A 16,485-nucleotide genomic window follows, 5' to 3' on the forward strand; every position below is an offset into this window, starting at 1 on the left:
ATTCTAACTAGATTGGTGATGACATCTATGAAACGTATACTGAAAAAGTGGAATCAGTTAAGTCTTGTTAAACAGATCTTTATCGGATTGATTGTAGGTATTATCTTAGCTTTAACGATTCCGCAAGCAGCAAAACCTGTTGTTATTTTTGGAACATTATTTGTAGGTGCACTAAAAGCAATCGCACCTGTTTTGGTATTATTTTTGGTTATGTCGGCGATCGCTCAACATAAATCGGGCCATCAGACGAACATGAAAGCCATTATTTTATTTTATCTTGTAGGTACATTCTTAGCTGGATTAACAGCGGTTATTGCAAGTTTTATTTTCCCTGTAGGTCTGACTCTTGGTAAGGGAGCAGAAGGGGTGACCCCTCCGGGTGGTGTTGTTGAAGTACTAAAAACGTTGCTGATGAACGTTGTTGATAATCCATTCAACGCTTTGGTTAACGCGAACTATATCGGTATCTTAGCATGGGCAGTACTATTAGGACTTGCCTTAAGAAGTGCACAGGAAACAACAAAAACGATGCTTTCAAACGTTTCTGAGGCTGTAGCTAAATTGGTGACATGGGTCATTAAGTTTGCACCGCTAGGAATCATGGGATTAGTCGTTGAATCGATTACGTCAAACGGTATTGACTCGTTATTGGGTTATGGCAAGTTGTTAGGACTTTTAATTGGTTGTATGGTATTTGTTGCGTTGGTTGTAAATCCAGTTATTGTGTATTTAGCAATCAGACAAAATCCTTATCCGTTAGTTTTTAAATGCTTGAAAGAAAGTGGAATTACAGCATTCTTCACACGCAGCTCCGCTTCTAACATTCCTGTCAACATGAAGTTATGTGAGAAGCTTGGTTTGGACAAGGATAACTACTCTGTATCCATCCCATTAGGCGCAACGATCAATATGGCAGGTGCTGCGGTTACAATTTCTGTTTTAACACTTGCGGCGGTTCATACGCTAAACATTCAGGTTGATCTTGGGACTGCAATTCTTCTAAGTGTTCTTTCCGCTGTATGCGCATGTGGCGCTTCTGGGGTTGCTGGGGGATCGCTATTATTGATTCCTCTAGCATGTAGTCTGTTCGGTATCCCAGGTGATGTGGCGATGCAAGTAGTAGGTGTCGGCTTTATCATTGGTGTTTTACAAGATTCTTTTGAAACAGCCCTAAATTCATCTACAGACGTACTCTTTACAGCAGCAGCCGAATACAAAGAATGGCGTAAAGATGGAAAAGAAATTAACATTCAAAAAGCAGCATAATAAATGGCACCTGAGACGTTGTTTAGCGTTGAGGGTGCCTTTTTGTTGTCGTATTTTCTCGTTTAAAGGAATTACGAATATGTGTATGGAATGACATAAGTGGTTTTATTATAAAAAAATCAGGAGGTTACTCATGGGCAGATTAGTGCATTTCGAAATTCATGTAGATGATATGGAGCGGGCAATGAAGTTTTACGGTGAGGTGTTTGGCTGGTCATTTCAAGATTGGAGTGAATTTGCCGGAATGCCGTATTATGGTGCAGTAACGGGTGACGACAAAGAAATGGGAATCAACGGGGCACTCATGCAAAGGCAAAGCCCTCCTCCTGAACCGAATCAAGCATTAAATGGATATGCTTGTACGATGGGTGTTGAAAGCTATGATGAAACAGAAGAAAAGATTTTGGAGCAAGGCGGAAAAGTGGCGATGCCGAAGTATGCACTTCCAGGAATGGCTTGGCAAGGATACTACATAGATACAGAAGGCAATATTTTCGGTATCCATCAGCCTGATGAGAATGCGAAATAACAGAAAAAACGATACAGGCAGCACCATTAATACGGTGCTGTCTTTTTCTTGTTTGTCGGAAATCCTGTTAGTGGTGAGTGATTGCTGTTAGCCACTTGAAAAAATGCTAACGTGAAATTATTGAGATTAACGTGAAATTATCAAGATTAATGTGAAATTATTAAAATTAACGTGAATATAATCGATTTAACGTGAATATATGTTTGGGTGTTTTCTCCAAAAACACATTCACCAAAAAATGTCTTTATCAGGAACACTTTTACTTCCTTCAACACATCCCTTCTAGTAAATAATCTCTTTTTACTGAATTAATAACCAAACTATCTAACCTAGTTTAAAAAAGTACAGACGATGTTAATAAAGTGCTAATGATAGCGCTTTCAAACCCTCTTTTTACGTAGCTATAATTAACTTGTAAGTACCTAAAAGAGGGGGAACAAAATATGAAGAAAAGTAAATTAGTATCTCTAATGCTGGCGGTAATCATGCTTATGCTTGTTGCAGCTGGTTGCAGTGACAGCAATAGCGAGGTAAGCGTGGGGATCGTCTTACCTACGAAAGATGAGCCAAGATGGGTGCAGGACGAGCAAAGATTTAAGGATGCTTTAAAAGGAACAGATTACACGACTGAAATTCTGTTCAGCCAAGGATCTTCTGCAAAGGAAAAAGAAAATGTTGAAACATTGATCAACAAAGGAATCGATGTTCTTATCATCTGTCCGCAAGATGGCGATGCAGCAGCTGCAGCTGTAGAAGCAGCGAAAAAGGATGACATAACGGTTATCGCGTATGACCGTTTGATCACGAATACAGACGCAGTTGATTACTACGTAACGTTTGACAGCTTGGCAGTAGGTGCTGCACAAGGTCAATACTTGATCGACAACGCTAAAGGATCTAACACTCCGCTTTACCTATATGCTGGAGCAGCTTCTGATAACAACGCATTCTTATTCTTTGAAGGAGCTTGGAAAGTACTTCAACCTAAGATTGCTGACGGTACATTTAAGATCGCTAACTCTAGTGAAGCTGAAGCTTTAAAAGACAAAGCTGAACTTTCTCGCGACGAGCTGAGCAAGATCATCGGCCAAGTGACAACGAACTGGGATGCAAACGAAGCGAAGAACAAAGCACAAACACATTTGACGGCTGCTAAGGCAGACTTAAAAGGTGATGTGGCGATTCTTGCTCCAAACGATGGAACAGCTCGTTCGATCGCAGATGTATTTGGATCAGACAGCGCGGTTTCTAGCTACCTTGTAACAGGTCAGGATGCAGAGAAAGCTTCTATCCAATATGTGATTGATGGCAAACAATCGATGACTGTATTTAAGGATGTTCGTACACTTGTTAAGGATGCAATGGGAATGGCGGTTGAGATCCTTGATGAGAAGAAGCCGGAAACAACGGGTTCTTATGACAATGGAAACGTTGAAGTAAAAGCAAAACAAACGAACGTAATCGTTGTAAACAAAGACAACGTGAAGAAGGAACTTATTGATTCTGATTATTATAAAGCCGACGATTTTACAGGGCTTGAATAAGAAAATAGCAGGACGAGAAATAGTGATAGATCCTACGTCTATCACTATTTTTCACAATGAAGTCAGTGGAGTGGCTAATTGGAGGGATCAGGATGAGCGGATATATTTTGGAGATGAACGAGATCTCCAAATCGTTTACCGGAGTGAAAGCGCTCAGCAATGTAAATTTTAAAGTGAGAAAAGGCGAGATACACTGCTTGATTGGGGAAAACGGAGCAGGAAAATCCACGCTAATGAAAGTGCTAAGTGGTGTTTATCCTTATGGAACGTATGAAGGAGACATCGTGTTTGAAGGCAGTGTTCAGCAGTTCAACAAGATCAGTGACAGTGTTCAAACCGGCATCGTTATCATCTATCAGGAGCTCGCTTTGTTTCCGGATCTCACGGTTTATGAAAATATTTTTGTAGGTAACGAGGTCAAACGTGGAAACTTAGTGGACTGGAACCAAACGATTGCTGAAGCTAAGAAAATGCTGAAGCGTGTAGGGCTCGATGTTAACCCTGAAACACTTGTGAAGGACTTGAGTGTAGGAAAGCAGCAGTTGGTTGAGATCGCCAAAGCGTTAAGTAAGGACGTTAAGCTGCTTATTTTAGATGAACCGACCGCCGCACTGAATGAAGATGACAGTGAGAATTTATTAAAACTTCTAGGTGAGCTGAAGAAACAGGGCATTACGAGTATTATGATCTCCCACAAATTAAAAGAAGTCATCTCTATTGCCGACCAAGCAACAGTGCTTCGTGATGGCAAAACGATCTGTACACTGGATGCTTCTAATGGAGAAATCTCAGAGAACATGATCATCAAAAACATGGTCGGGCGCGATATTGATGATATTTATCCAAAGAGACCCGATAAGAAGATTGGTGAAACGATACTTGAGCTGAATGATTGGTCTGCTTATAGTACCGAGCTTGCTAGACATGTTTTAAAAGATATCGACTTTCATGTGAAAAAGGGAGAAATCGTCGGAATCGCTGGACTTATGGGCTCTGGACGGACAGAACTTGCACTGAGTGTGTTTGGTAATCCGAAAAATTACAAACTAGAAGGTCAGCTTAAAGTCTCAGGTGTGGAAAAAACGTTTAAACATACGAGTGATGCGATTAAGTCAGGCATTGCCTATGTAACGGAAGATCGAAAAGGTGACGGACTGTTCCTTATTCAAGATATTAAGAACAACATAACGGCTGCCAATCTTAACGAAGTCGCTGATAAGGGCATCATCAACGAGAATGAAGAAGTAAAAAGAGCAACCGAATATAAGCGCTCGATGTATATTAAAGCTTCCTCTCTAGAGCAAACGGTCGGTAACTTAAGTGGAGGAAATCAGCAGAAGGTATCGCTCGGAAAGTGGCTGTTCGTTGGGCCGAAGCTATTAATTTTGGATGAACCCACACGCGGTATCGATGTTGGTGCCAAGTTTGAGATCTATACGATCATGAACAAATTAATCAGCGAGGGCATGAGTATTATTATGATTTCTTCTGAACTTGGTGAAGTACTCGGGATGAGTGATCGTGTCTACGTTATGGCTGAAGGAAGAATGAAAGGTGAGCTGCCGATTGAAGAAGCCAATCAAGAAAACATCATGCAGCTTGCCACGCAATAGGGGGTTAACACATGGGATTTATTAATGAAGCAAGAACGTTAGTGAAAGAGAATATCCGTGATTATGGGATGTATATCGCGCTGTTTGTGATTATGCTTACCTTCTCCATCATGACGGATGGGCTGTTCATGTCATCTCGTAATATTAGTAATCTATTAGATTCTACGGGTTATATCGCTGTGCTGGCAGTAGGAATGACACTCGTCATCGTTATTCGTCATATTGATCTATCTGTCGGGTTCGCAGCAGGATTTCTTGGTGCTATCGCGGCCATCCTTTTAACAAAGATGGGGTTACCTGTTTATGTGACGATTCCGGTAATCCTTGTTCTTGGAATCTTTATTGGTTTATTTAACGGTTTGTTGATCGCGAAATACGCCATTCCTTCGTTTGTAGCAACGCTTGCAGGGATGTTGATCTTCCGCGGTGCGTTATTGCAAGTAACAGAAAAAACAGGAACGATTATTATTAAAGATGATGCGTTCAACGCGATCGGCAACGGATTTATTCCATCCCTTATGATCGTAAACGGCTTGCATCTTTTATCTCTAATTCTAGGTCTATTATCGATTTTATTTTACATTTATAGCGAGATTTCTACGCGCCGCAACAAGATTAAATATCAGTTTGATGTTGTCTCAAAAGGAATATTCACGTTCAAACTCATTTTTGTTTCAGCGATCATCGCCTATGTAACTTGGATTCTAGCAGGTTATAACGGCTTTTCTTGGACCGTTGTAATCATGCTCCTTGTCGTTGTAGCCTATCATTTCTTAACAACGAAAACAGTGCTTGGACGCCACATTTACGCAGTAGGAAGTAACCCAGAAGCTGCACATCTAAGTGGAATCAATGTAAATATGATTACGTATATGGTGTTTGGTTCTATGGGAATGCTTGCGGCGCTCTCAGGTATCCTTTTTACTTCACGTCTTCAGTCTGCTACGACAACAGCAGGAACGCTATTCGAGCTTGATGCCATAGCTGCAGCCTATGTTGGTGGTGTGTCTTCAGCGGGTGGTGTTGGAAAAGTAACGGGTGCCATCATCGGTGCCATAGTTATGGCTTCTTTATCAAGCGGGATGAACCTTCTTGGGGTTGGGGTTTCCATGCAGTACATGATTAGAGGTGGCGTGTTGGTTGCAGCTGTATTGTTTGATGTGATGACGCGTAAAAAGAGAGGATAGCCTAATTCAAAGTTAGGTTTGCTAAAAAGTGGAGACATCGTGTTAAAAGATGTCTTCACTTTTTTAACTCTTAGACACCTCGCATATACCTATAATTGGTAAATAGGTAAGCGCTCGCATCAAGTTTCTTATGATAAAATGAGAGTAGTAAATTTCCGGAAAAAAAGGGGATACTTCACTTGCGCAAAGCTGGGTTTATTCTTTTGATTTTTATATGTATCTTCCTAAGTTATTTCACGTTTATAACGGCGCAAAAAGCGTTTCGAACGGACTGGAAAATGCCTACAGCTTCTTCTCAGAAAGAAGATTCTTTTCGGATCGTTCTTATCACGCAAGAATTGGATACCCCTTTTTGGGATAAGGTTGGAAAAGGCGCGGAACAACAAGCTCAAAAAAGCGGAGCAAGCCTTGAGGTATGGGGAAGCTACGGCAAGAACCAAGATGATTTTTTGAAGAAGCTAGAGATTGCTATACAGTCGAAAGTAGATGGCATCATCGTACAGGGACTTGATAAAGATCGCTTTAAAGAATTGACGAAAGTAAAAGCGGCGTTTTATGGCATTCCTATCATTACCGTTGGAAATGACGTACCTAAAGCTGAAAGCCTCCGAAAAACGTATGTTGGATCAAATCAGCACTTAGCTGGAATGATGATCGCCAAACTCATGTTGTCTGACATGGGACAAGAAGGGCAAGTCATTTTATTAAGTGATAGCCAAAAAGAGTACTATCAGGAGCAACGGCTTTCAGGCATTAAAGAGGTGCTTCAAAGCTTTCCGAACGTAAAAACGATCTATGCAGAAACACCTGAGGCGAGAGAGCAAGTTATCGCAAAAACAAGAGACCTTTTGAACCAGTATCCCGATGCGGATGGATTTATTGCCGTGAACGCCAATACGGCAGGCGCTATGATTCAGGAGATTGGTAGACGCGGACAAGTAGAGCCCTATTTTATTTATTCTTTTGATGATGGATCGGAATCGATGACATTGCTTAACCAAAAAAAGTTGGATGGTGTGATTGAACAGTCACCCGAGTTGATGGGAAGAAAAAGCGTAGATGTTTTGATGCAATGGCTGAAGAACGAAACCGTTCCTCTTGATGCGGATGGTTATTCCAGTGAAATTCGAATGATAAAGGCGATGGACGAGAGATGAACAGAATACAGAAAAAAATATGGATGCTTGCATCAGTCGTTCTGATCATCATGGCCATTATTTGGATAGCGCTTACATACTATAATCAGAAAACGCAAAATCAATACAATGACATCTTGCAACGTTATTTAAGCATGAATGAAGTGACGAGCACGAGTCAAAAGGTGGTCACAGATCTAAACAACTACTTGCTTGAACCATCAGAGATCCATTTGGATAACCTTGATAAAAGCAAAGATAAACTTAACATGGCAAAATTGGAAATCGGAAAACTTAGAAATTCAGAAAATGAATTTGCACTCATGAATTATATGAATCTTATTGATAGTTTAATTGAAACAACAGATCGTTCTCTGATGTTCTATGCGGAATCTGACACCGAGACCTCAAACAAAGAATTCACCGAAGCGACGCGTATTTCCAAATATATATCAGAAATGACACTCACCTTGATCGATACAGAGCTGAAGACTTATGACGTTTTTTATCGTGGCATTATTGATCAGTCTGCTGAATTTAAGAAACTAGGAATCTGGCTGATGCTTTTGATCACGCTTTTGTTACTCGTGATTACGTATTGGTTTAGTTTAAGCATCACAAGACCTGTGCAACAGTTAACACGTGCAGCGAACGAGCTGTCTGCAGGAAAGTTTGACAAAGAGATCAAAGTTGAATCAAATGATGAAATCTCGTTTCTTGCTCAAACCTTTAACCGAATGCGCATCAATATCAATAATTTGTTTCAGGAGATACAGCAGAAGGCGCAGCTGGAGCATGAACTTCAGCAAAGCAAGCTTCTGTTGCAAGAGAGTCAGCTTAAGAACCTGCAAAGCCAAATCAACCCGCACTTTTTATTTAATACGCTTAATACCCTATCGAAAAAGGCTTATTTGGAAGGGTCAGAGGAAACGAGTGATCTACTTGTAAGTGTGGCTGGTCTTTTAAGATACAACTTAAAGTGGTTAGACAAATCCGTTACGCTTCAAGATGAAGTGATGGTGATTCAGCAATATATGAACATTCAAAAAGCAAGGTTTACTGACCGGTTGACGTTGCACCTCGAAATTGATCAGTCCTGTTTAGAGGCTCAGATTCCGGGCTTAACCCTGCAACCGATTATTGAGAACGCCGTGATCTATGCGGTGGAGCCAAGAGAAGATGGCGGACAGATCTGGCTACGAATTAAAGATGACGATAATATGGTGAGAATTGAAGTGGAAGACGACGGACCTGGAATACCTGAGAATATCAGGTTACAGATTTTAGACGGAGAACTGGTTGAGACAAACAGTGCTTCAACAGGTATCGGTTTTACGAATGTTGTGAAGCGACTTCGACTTTTTTATGGTCTTGAAGACGTGATGGATATTCAAAGTGATATCGGTGTAGGTACGACGGTGGTAATAAGAATTCCTAAGGCGAGGGGGATTGGACAGTATGCTCAAACTCTTGATCGTTGATGACGAGCAGATTGAACGAGAAGGGCTGCAAGTTATTCTGCAGAAGGCATTTCCTAATCTCGAGATTCATCAAGCGAAGAATGGGAAAGTGGCAGTTCAAGTTGCGGCGGAAGTAAAGCCTGACTTAGTGATGATGGATATTCAGATGCCAGGAATGAACGGACTAGAAGCGATTCAGCAGATTACATCTACGAATCCTTTTATTAAGTTTGTGATGATTACGGCTTTTGATATGTTTGATTATGCTCGTCAGGCGATTAAATTAGGAGTGAAGGATTACTTATTAAAGCCGAGCAGAGTGAGTGAGATTGAGGAGACGGTGGGGAAAGTCTTAATGGAAATTGCAGAAGAGCGCAGATCTCTCAAGGTTTTGGAAAGTACGTTACCGCTCGTGGAAACAGATGTTGTCACCCAGCTCTTGTTCGATCATGTACATGATGTCCATTTGGATATGCTTGTTGATATGCTCGACATCTCTTCCACTCAAGAACCATTCGTGATGAGTATTCTACTTCCACAAGGTGAAGAAAACCTTTATTCGTTGATTAAAGAAAAGGTCAGGAAATCGGCGAGTGGGTGGGCCGGTGCCTTGTATGGCCGTCAGCTTCCTATTATCGTCTTTCGTAAACCTGGTTCATCGTTTCGTTCTCAAGCTATTTCCCTCGCAAAAGATATTCTTTCACTGAGAAAAGCAACGTCTGATGTTGGATGGTTTATAGGGATCGGAAATGTGTGTCATTCTTTAGATCAAGTTCGGCAGTCGTATCAAGAATCACTTATTGCCACGATGGATTCCTCCTTGCCTATTAAATATCGCTTTTATCATGATGTTCCAGTGCTTGGGAGTACAGAGGACAGACCTCAATCCAAACAGCGAGAAAAACAGTTTTTAGATGAAATCAGGTTAGGGAAATGGGATGAAGTTCTTAAAAATGTATTGAGCCTCATCCAACGTTGCGAGAAAGAAGGGACAGATCTGCTCCAAACGCAGCAGCGTGTTCTTGAACTGCTCTGGGTGGCTGCAAGAGTGATGAACGAAATGGGAATGGAGACTGAAACGCCTTTCTTTTCTTATCAAACTCAAGACTACCGTCAGCTTCGTTCTGAATCTGAACATCTATTCAAACAGATGCGGACTTCATACGAAGAACATTATGAAAAGCTTGAAGCCGATACGATTCATCAGATCAAACAATATATCGTAAAGCATTCTCATGAAGACATCTCTCTTGAGGCGTTAGGAAGAAAAGTAGGTTTAAGTCCGATCTATATTAGTAAGATGTTCAAAGAAAAGCTGGGAATCAACTATATTGATTTTCTGACAGAATGCAGAATCGAAAAAGCGAAGAAACTGATGGCAGATCCAGAAAAAAGCTTAAAAGAAATCACGTTTGAGGTCGGTTATCACGAACCTAACTATTTCAGCAAAGTGTTCAAAAAAATGGTTACGCTTTCACCTACAGAATATCGGAGGACTGTTCTTGGGAAAAAAGGATGAAGGTACGTAAAGGAGCACCATTCATGAGAAGATTCTTAAATCGTTTATGCCTCGTCCTGTTTTTCATAGCTTTGATATGTGCTTCAGGGTGCGACAAAAACAGTACGAGTAATGAAACACTTGGAAAAGCGATTCCTTCTAAAAGTGAAAAGCTAGACAGCGGGTCAGTGAACGAGGAAATGATTAAGATTGGCTTTTCCATGGATACGTTATTAGAAGAACGTTGGCTTAAAGATAAAGAGCTCTTTAAGAAAGCCGTAGAGAATCTAGGGGCAGAGGTAGAGATTCTTGCTGCTAATGGCGATGACTCTCTGCAGATTGCACAAGCTGAAACGCTCATTCAGAACGAGGTCGACCTTCTTGTCGTTGTTCCTCATAATGCTGAAGCTATGGCGGCGATCGTCAAGAAAGCACACTCAGCAGGCATTAAAGTGATGGCATACGACCGTCTAGTCAAAAATGCTGACCTCGACATGTACGTATCTTTTGACAACGAAAAGGTAGGCGAGCTTCAAGCGCTTGCGATAACAAAGCTCGTTCCGAATGGAAAGTACGTGTATATAGGAGGAGCCGAAACGGATAATAATGCTCACCTGTTTAAAAAAGGTGTGTTCCGAGTTCTTCAGCCATTAATTGATAAAGGAGTTATCACGGTTGTATACGATCAATGGTCCCAAGACTGGACACCTGCTAATGCTTTTAAAAATATGGAATCGGCACTGAAAGCTAACAACAACGAGATACATGCTGTAATTGCAGCGAACGATGCCACTGCGGGTGGTGTCATACAAGCGCTTGAAGCACAAGGCCTCGCAGGAAAGATTCCGGTCTCAGGACAAGATGCGGAGCTTGCTGGCGTGCAGCGGATCGTGCGAGGAACTCAAGTGATGACGGTATATAAACCGATTCAGGCATTATCAGAAAAAGCTGCAGAATTGGCAGTAGAGATGGCAAAAGGTAAAACGATAAAAACAGAACGAAAGATAAACAACGGTAAAATAGAGGTTCCTTCAGTTTTGTTGTCTCCGATCGCGGTTGATAAAGGGAATCTCGAAGCAACGATTATTAAAGATGGATTCCATTCTAAAAGTGACGTTTATCAGAATAATAAATAACCAGTCTCCGTGCTATATGGAATGATTCCATGCGACACGGGGCTTTTTTTGTTGTGTCAATCCCGTCTTGTGCCCATAACATGGTAGTAAACTGTATCTAACAAGGAGCATGTTATGTATAACCATTACAATTATAGAGTGACTCCGAGTGTTGTTGCATTCGCTAAGGGAGATGTGACGGGAGACCGTGTACCAGACGATGTATATTTAACAGGTACGAAGAGTCAGGATAGCCCATTTATTGAGAACATTACGCTTTTTGTAAAGAACGGAAGAACAGGTGTACAAACAAGAGTGCCCCTTTCTGATAATGCGGGATACAATCCCACTTTGTTTTTAGGAGATTTTACAGGTAACGGTGTTTCAGACGTGTTGGTCAGCATTAATTCTGGAGGCAGCGGAGGATTCATGTACCATTATGTGTACTCGTTTATAGGGAATACACCACAAGAGATGTTTAATTTTAACGCTTACAATGCAGCTTATGAATATGATGTGATCTATGAGAATAACTACAAAGTTCGAGTTGTAAGTAAACGTAATAATAAAACGTATATCATTGATCTATCAAAACGAGACAAAGAGTATTTAAATGAAATATATGATGTGAACGGAAAGCTGAAGAAACCAATTACCGGCTTTGTGAATCCATTAAGTGGTCTATATCCCATTGATTTTAATTCCGACGGAGTTTACGAGCTTTCTGCTTATCAAAAGATCGCTGGGTTATATAACGCAGATGCTTTAGGGTATGTGGTGAACACACTAGGATGGAAGAATAATCGATTTGTTCTTCAGAATCAATACGTAGCGATTTCTGGAACATAATAAAAGAGATCTAGCCTTCTCTTCAAGGCTAGATCTCTTATTGCTTATGCGTTCATGCTATAGATGGTCCAAGATAAGTAGGTAGCAAACGAACTCCAGAGAAGATAAGGGATGAGCAGCCATCCTGAAACTTTTCTTAAACGACTCGCATAGATAACTAAAAGTAAAGTCGTCACAGCGATCAAAAATGCATCAACGGTTGCTAATAGCAAATCTTTTTGTGTGAACTGAAAATAACTGAAAGCTTGATTCACTACGTAGTTGACTGCAAAAAGAATCCAAAATCCAATCGGTTTAAAACCGTATTGATTGTAGATAAGAGTAGCTGATAGAGCGATTAAAAAGAACAAAACAGCCCATATCATGCCGATTGTTTGTCCTGACGGAGTCCATGATGGCTTGTTTAGAGCATCATACCACTCGCGGTCGATCGGAAATAGAATACTGGAAACATAGAACAGGGCAAATATGATGATGAAGACGGCAATACTGGATTTTTTCATGCGTTACCTCCTGGGTTGGTGCGAGCATTTGTCTATATTTCTTAGAAATATACTGTTCCCTTTTTAAATTATTCTTAAAACCATAAGCGTATTTTTTGCATTTGGAAACAGAGGGTATTATTATAATAGTTACTTTAAAAAAGAAAGTTATAATTCGGGCTATTTCATTGATAGTAATGTATGTGGTTGATTTCCGTTCCAGCATGCTCGCTTTCCGGGGGGTGTGCGGTGAGCCTCTTAGCGCTCTGCGCTGTTAAGAGTCTCACCTGTCCCACTGATCCCCCAGGAGTCTCGCATCTTGCACTTCAATCAACTTGCATGGAAGTAATAAGAGAAATGATAAAAGCAAAAACGACTTGAAGAGCCCAATAAAAATAAGAGGTGAAAGACAAACATGATGAATAAAAAATATGCACCATTGTTTGAATCTTATCGTTTTAAGAACGGTGTTGAGCTTAAGAACCGTGTTGTTATGGCACCGATGACAAACTTTTCGTCAAATGAAGACGGAACTGTAACAGATGAAGAAATTCGCTATTACGAGCGCCGTTCTGAAGGTGTTGGAATGGTAATCACGGCTTGTACGAATGTGACGGCTAATGGCAAAGGTTTCCCAGGAGAGTTCGCTGGAGATTCGGATGACATGATTCCAAGTCTTCGCAGCCTAGCTTCTGCCATAAAAGCAAAAGGCTCAAAAGCGATTCTCCAAATTTTCCATGGTGGTCGTGAAGTTCCACCTGAACTTGTTCCAAACGGAGATGTTGTGAGTGCGAGCAATATTCCTTCAGGTGAAGGGAAACCTGTGCCGCGCGAATTAACTTCAGAAGAAGTAGCCTCTATCATTCGTGATTTTGGTGAAACGACAAGACGTGCAATTGAAGCAGGTTATGACGGTGTTGAGATTCACGGTGCGAACGGCTATCTGATTCAGCAGTTCTTTTCTCCACACGCAAATCGCCGTGAAGATCAATGGGGCGGCTCGTTAGAAAAACGTATGGCGTTTCCTTTAGCTGTTGTAGATTCAGTGAAAAAAGCAGTGGCTGAATATGGTGATGAGTCATTCATCGTAGGCTATCGTTTCTCACCAGAAGAACCTGAAACACCAGGAATTACTATGGCTGATACGTTAGCGCTTGTTGATGCTCTTAGTGCAAAAAAATTAGATTATCTTCATGTTTCGGTAATGGATTTCTGGTCTGAACCTAGACGAGGGGTTGAAGATACACGTTCACGCATTGAGATTATTAACGAAAGAGTAGGCGATCGCGTACCTGTTATGGGAGTAGGTTCCATCTATACAGCAGATGATGCGATCAAAGCTTTAGAAACAGGAGTGCCATTGGTTGCTTTAGGGCGTGAACTGATTATCGATCCAGACTGGGTACAAAAGATCGAACAAGGCAAAGAGTCTGAAATTGTAACGAAGCTTGATAAAACGAAACAAGAGGAACTAGTAGTACCAGATCCTTTGTGGAACGCAGTCTTGAACGCACCAGGATGGTTCCCAGGAGTTTAATAAAAGATAAAAAAAGCAGGAGCTAATCCTGCTTTTTTTCTTTGTGAACACAACAAAGTTTACTTTCAACAGGTGTGGGAAGAGATAGAGTAGACATACGACTAGGAGGCTTATTTAATGAGCAAAACGATTTTTATAACAGGCGCAGGAAGTGGATTAGGAAAAGGTGCAGCTATCGGACTCGCGAAAAAAGGACATGCCATTATCGCCACAACTGAAACGACTTCACAAAAAACAGCGCTTTTAGAAGAATCAAAGAATCTAGGTCTTGATATAGAGGTGTTCAAACTAGATATTACAAATGAACGAGATTTAGAACATATAGAAAAGTATGACTTTGATATATTTGTAGCAAATGCAGCGATCAATGAAGGTGGCCCATTAGCTGAAGTTCCGATGGATCGCGTTCGTGCTTTATTTGAGGTGAACGTTTTTGCGACTTTAAAATCCGTTCAGCTGGCTGCGAAAAAATTCGTCGAGAAACGAAGCGGAAAAATTATCTTTTTAAGTTCTATGGCAGGTATATCAGCAACACCGTATGTAGGGCCATATACGGCTACAAAGCATGCGATTGAAGGTATTGCTCAAACGATGCAGGCTGAACTTCAAGAGTTTGGAGTGAAGGTCGCAACGATCAATCCAGGTGCGTATGCAACAGGCTTCAATGATCGAAGTGCAGAAGAAAAATACAAATGGTACGATCCCGAAACGAATTTTACAAGAAAGGAAGATATGAAGAAGCAAGAAGAGCAGCTGAAGAATCAATATGATCCAAAGGACATGATTGAGAAAATGATTGAGATCATCCCTGCCGAAGAACACCATTTCCGTACTGTTCATCCACAAGAAGTCGAAGAACAGTTGAAGAAAACAGAGAAAGAACGTTGGGAACTGAAAATTTAAATTAATCAACATCTGAGAAGGCCCTGATAATAGTCAGGGTTTTTTGAGTTTTGTTTAAGAAAATACTATAGTTAGATACATATATAACGGGATAGTAGGGATGTTGGAATATGAAAAAAATAATTGTTATCGGATCCGGAATCTTAGGAGCGTCTACCGCTTATCATCTTAGTAAATCTGATGTAGACGTTCTATTAATCGATAGAAAAGATAGAGGACAAGCGACAGATGCAGCAGCAGGTATCGTGTGTCCATGGCTATCTCAGCGCCGTAACAAAGCTTGGTATCAGTTAGCAAAAGGCGGAGCGCGGTATTATCCTGAACTCATCAAGATGCTTGAGGAAGACGGTGAAACCGATACCGGTTACAAACGTGTAGGTACTCTCAGTTTACATACAGATTCTGAGAAACTTGAGAAAATGGCAGAACGAGCTCTGAAACGTAGAAAAGAAGCTCCGGAAATTGGAGAGATCACGATTCTTTCTCCTGAAGAAACGAAGAAACACTTTCCACCCTTATCCGACGAATTTGGTTCGGTCTTTGTAAGTGGCGGTGCTCGTGTAAACGGAAGAGCGATGCGTGACGCTCTGTTGAATGGAGCTAAGAAAAATGGTGTGAAGATCCTCTATGGTAATGCTGCTTTGCTTCATAAAGGAAAAGAAGTTTCTGGTGTTTCTGTTAACGGCCAAACAATCCTAGGTGATCAAATCATTATTACCGCAGGAGCATGGTCGCATGAGATTTTAAAGCCACTAGGGATCAACTTTAAAGTAACCCCACAAAAAGCACAGATCATCCACTTGAAGTTGCCAAAAACAGATACAGCTGATTGGCCAGTGGTGATGCCGCCTACAAATCAGTACATCCTCACTTTTGATGATCGCGTTGTTGTAGGAGCAACACACGAAGATGAAGCAGGTTTTGATAACCGAGTAACGGCAGGTGGTATTCATGACATACTCTCAGGAGCCTTAACTGTTGCACCTGGCCTGTCAGAAGGGTCACTTCTTGAGACGAGAGTAGGATTCCGTCCTTTTACACCAGGATTTCTTCCAGTTATAGGGACATTGCCCCATTATAAAAATGTACTGGTCGCCAATGGCCTCGGTGCATCAGGGCTGACGAGCGGTCCATATCTGGGCAGGGAACTTGCTTCACTAGCGCTGGATCAGGAAGCCGAGATAGACATCAGCCTATATGATGTCTCGGGAGCCATTGAATAAAAAAAGATGAAGACTTTGTCAATGAGTTTTCTTTTTTATTTTTCTTTTTTTAAAAAAGTGGTTCTTTAAAAGTTGATACCGTGAATCCTATTTCTTCACCCATCTTCAAAGGGAATTACAACTTAGAGAGCAAGTTAAGAGTG

Annotated in this window: 14 protein-coding genes; 13 read left to right on the forward strand and 1 reads right to left on the reverse strand. The window is 41.1% G+C overall.

Annotation, left to right across the window (positions count from 1 at the left end; genetic code table 11):
- Nucleotides 1-27 precede the first annotated feature (27 nt).
- The 10 genes from sstT to ACOZ9X_RS15690 all read left to right on the forward strand — a co-directional run bounded on the left by sstT (nt 28) and on the right by ACOZ9X_RS15690 (nt 12,197).
- On the forward strand, nt 28-1,266 hold the full coding sequence (gene sstT / locus ACOZ9X_RS15645; protein WP_423419010.1) for a serine/threonine transporter SstT: 1,239 nt from the start codon (nt 28-30) through the stop codon (nt 1,264-1,266).
- A gap of 133 nt (nt 1,267-1,399) precedes the next feature.
- A complete protein-coding gene (locus tag ACOZ9X_RS15650) occupies nt 1,400-1,795 on the forward strand; it encodes a VOC family protein (RefSeq protein WP_423419011.1) in 396 nt (131 codons plus the stop codon).
- A 443-nt stretch (nt 1,796-2,238) separates the two neighbouring features.
- Nucleotides 2,239-3,339, forward strand: coding sequence for a sugar ABC transporter substrate-binding protein (locus ACOZ9X_RS15655; RefSeq protein ID WP_423419012.1), 1,101 nt, complete (start codon nt 2,239-2,241; stop codon nt 3,337-3,339).
- Nucleotides 3,340-3,431: 92 nt separating this feature from the next.
- Complete coding sequence (locus ACOZ9X_RS15660; protein ID WP_137791411.1) at nt 3,432-4,952, forward strand: sugar ABC transporter ATP-binding protein; 1,521 nt, start codon at nt 3,432-3,434, stop codon at nt 4,950-4,952.
- An 11-nt stretch (nt 4,953-4,963) separates the two neighbouring features.
- On the forward strand, nt 4,964-6,139 hold the full coding sequence (locus ACOZ9X_RS15665; protein ID WP_423419013.1) for a sugar ABC transporter permease: 1,176 nt from the start codon (nt 4,964-4,966) through the stop codon (nt 6,137-6,139).
- 179 nt (nt 6,140-6,318) lie between these two features.
- On the forward strand, nt 6,319-7,296 hold the full coding sequence (locus ACOZ9X_RS15670) for a sugar ABC transporter substrate-binding protein (protein WP_423419014.1): 978 nt from the start codon (nt 6,319-6,321) through the stop codon (nt 7,294-7,296).
- Nucleotides 7,293-8,756: a sensor histidine kinase gene (locus ACOZ9X_RS15675; RefSeq protein WP_423419015.1), complete on the forward strand. Its 1,464-nt coding sequence runs from the start codon at nt 7,293-7,295 to the stop codon at nt 8,754-8,756. Before ACOZ9X_RS15670 ends, ACOZ9X_RS15675 begins: the two co-directional genes overlap by 4 nt.
- Complete coding sequence (locus tag ACOZ9X_RS15680; protein WP_423419016.1) at nt 8,734-10,254, forward strand: response regulator; 1,521 nt, start codon at nt 8,734-8,736, stop codon at nt 10,252-10,254. Before ACOZ9X_RS15675 ends, ACOZ9X_RS15680 begins: the two co-directional genes overlap by 23 nt.
- 23 nt (nt 10,255-10,277) lie before the next feature.
- Nucleotides 10,278-11,369: a D-xylose ABC transporter substrate-binding protein gene (xylF, locus tag ACOZ9X_RS15685; RefSeq protein WP_423419017.1), complete on the forward strand. Its 1,092-nt coding sequence runs from the start codon at nt 10,278-10,280 to the stop codon at nt 11,367-11,369.
- Nucleotides 11,370-11,483: 114 nt separating this feature from the next.
- Nucleotides 11,484-12,197 carry a VCBS repeat-containing protein gene (locus tag ACOZ9X_RS15690; RefSeq protein ID WP_423419018.1) on the forward strand — a complete coding sequence of 238 codons (714 nt, stop codon included), beginning with the start codon at nt 11,484-11,486 and terminating at the stop codon, nt 12,195-12,197.
- Nucleotides 12,198-12,241: 44 nt separating this feature from the next.
- Here the strand turns inward: ACOZ9X_RS15690 and ACOZ9X_RS15695 are convergent, their stop codons facing one another.
- Nucleotides 12,242-12,700: a TspO/MBR family protein gene (locus ACOZ9X_RS15695; protein ID WP_423419019.1), complete on the reverse strand. Its 459-nt coding sequence runs from the start codon at nt 12,698-12,700 to the stop codon at nt 12,242-12,244.
- A gap of 394 nt (nt 12,701-13,094) precedes the next feature.
- On the opposite strand from ACOZ9X_RS15695, the gene ACOZ9X_RS15700 reads away from it, so the two are divergent.
- The 3 genes from ACOZ9X_RS15700 (at nt 13,095) to ACOZ9X_RS15710 (ending at nt 16,342) form a co-directional block, all read left to right on the forward strand.
- The gene (locus tag ACOZ9X_RS15700; protein ID WP_423419020.1) at nt 13,095-14,216 is read left to right on the forward strand and encodes an NADH-dependent flavin oxidoreductase; all 1,122 of its coding nucleotides are present in this window, start codon (nt 13,095-13,097) and stop codon (nt 14,214-14,216) included.
- A 117-nt stretch (nt 14,217-14,333) separates the two neighbouring features.
- Entirely contained in the window at nt 14,334-15,119 is a 786-nt protein-coding gene (locus ACOZ9X_RS15705) for an SDR family oxidoreductase (RefSeq protein WP_423419021.1), read from the forward strand.
- A 110-nt stretch (nt 15,120-15,229) separates the two neighbouring features.
- Nucleotides 15,230-16,342 (forward strand): NAD(P)/FAD-dependent oxidoreductase, encoded by a 1,113-nt coding sequence (locus ACOZ9X_RS15710; protein ID WP_423419022.1) that lies wholly within the window; start codon nt 15,230-15,232, stop codon nt 16,340-16,342.
- Nucleotides 16,343-16,485 lie beyond the last annotated feature (143 nt).

The organism is Fictibacillus nanhaiensis (genome assembly GCF_049537595.1).
Taxonomy (GTDB): domain Bacteria; phylum Bacillota; class Bacilli; order Bacillales; family Fictibacillaceae; genus Fictibacillus; species Fictibacillus nanhaiensis_F.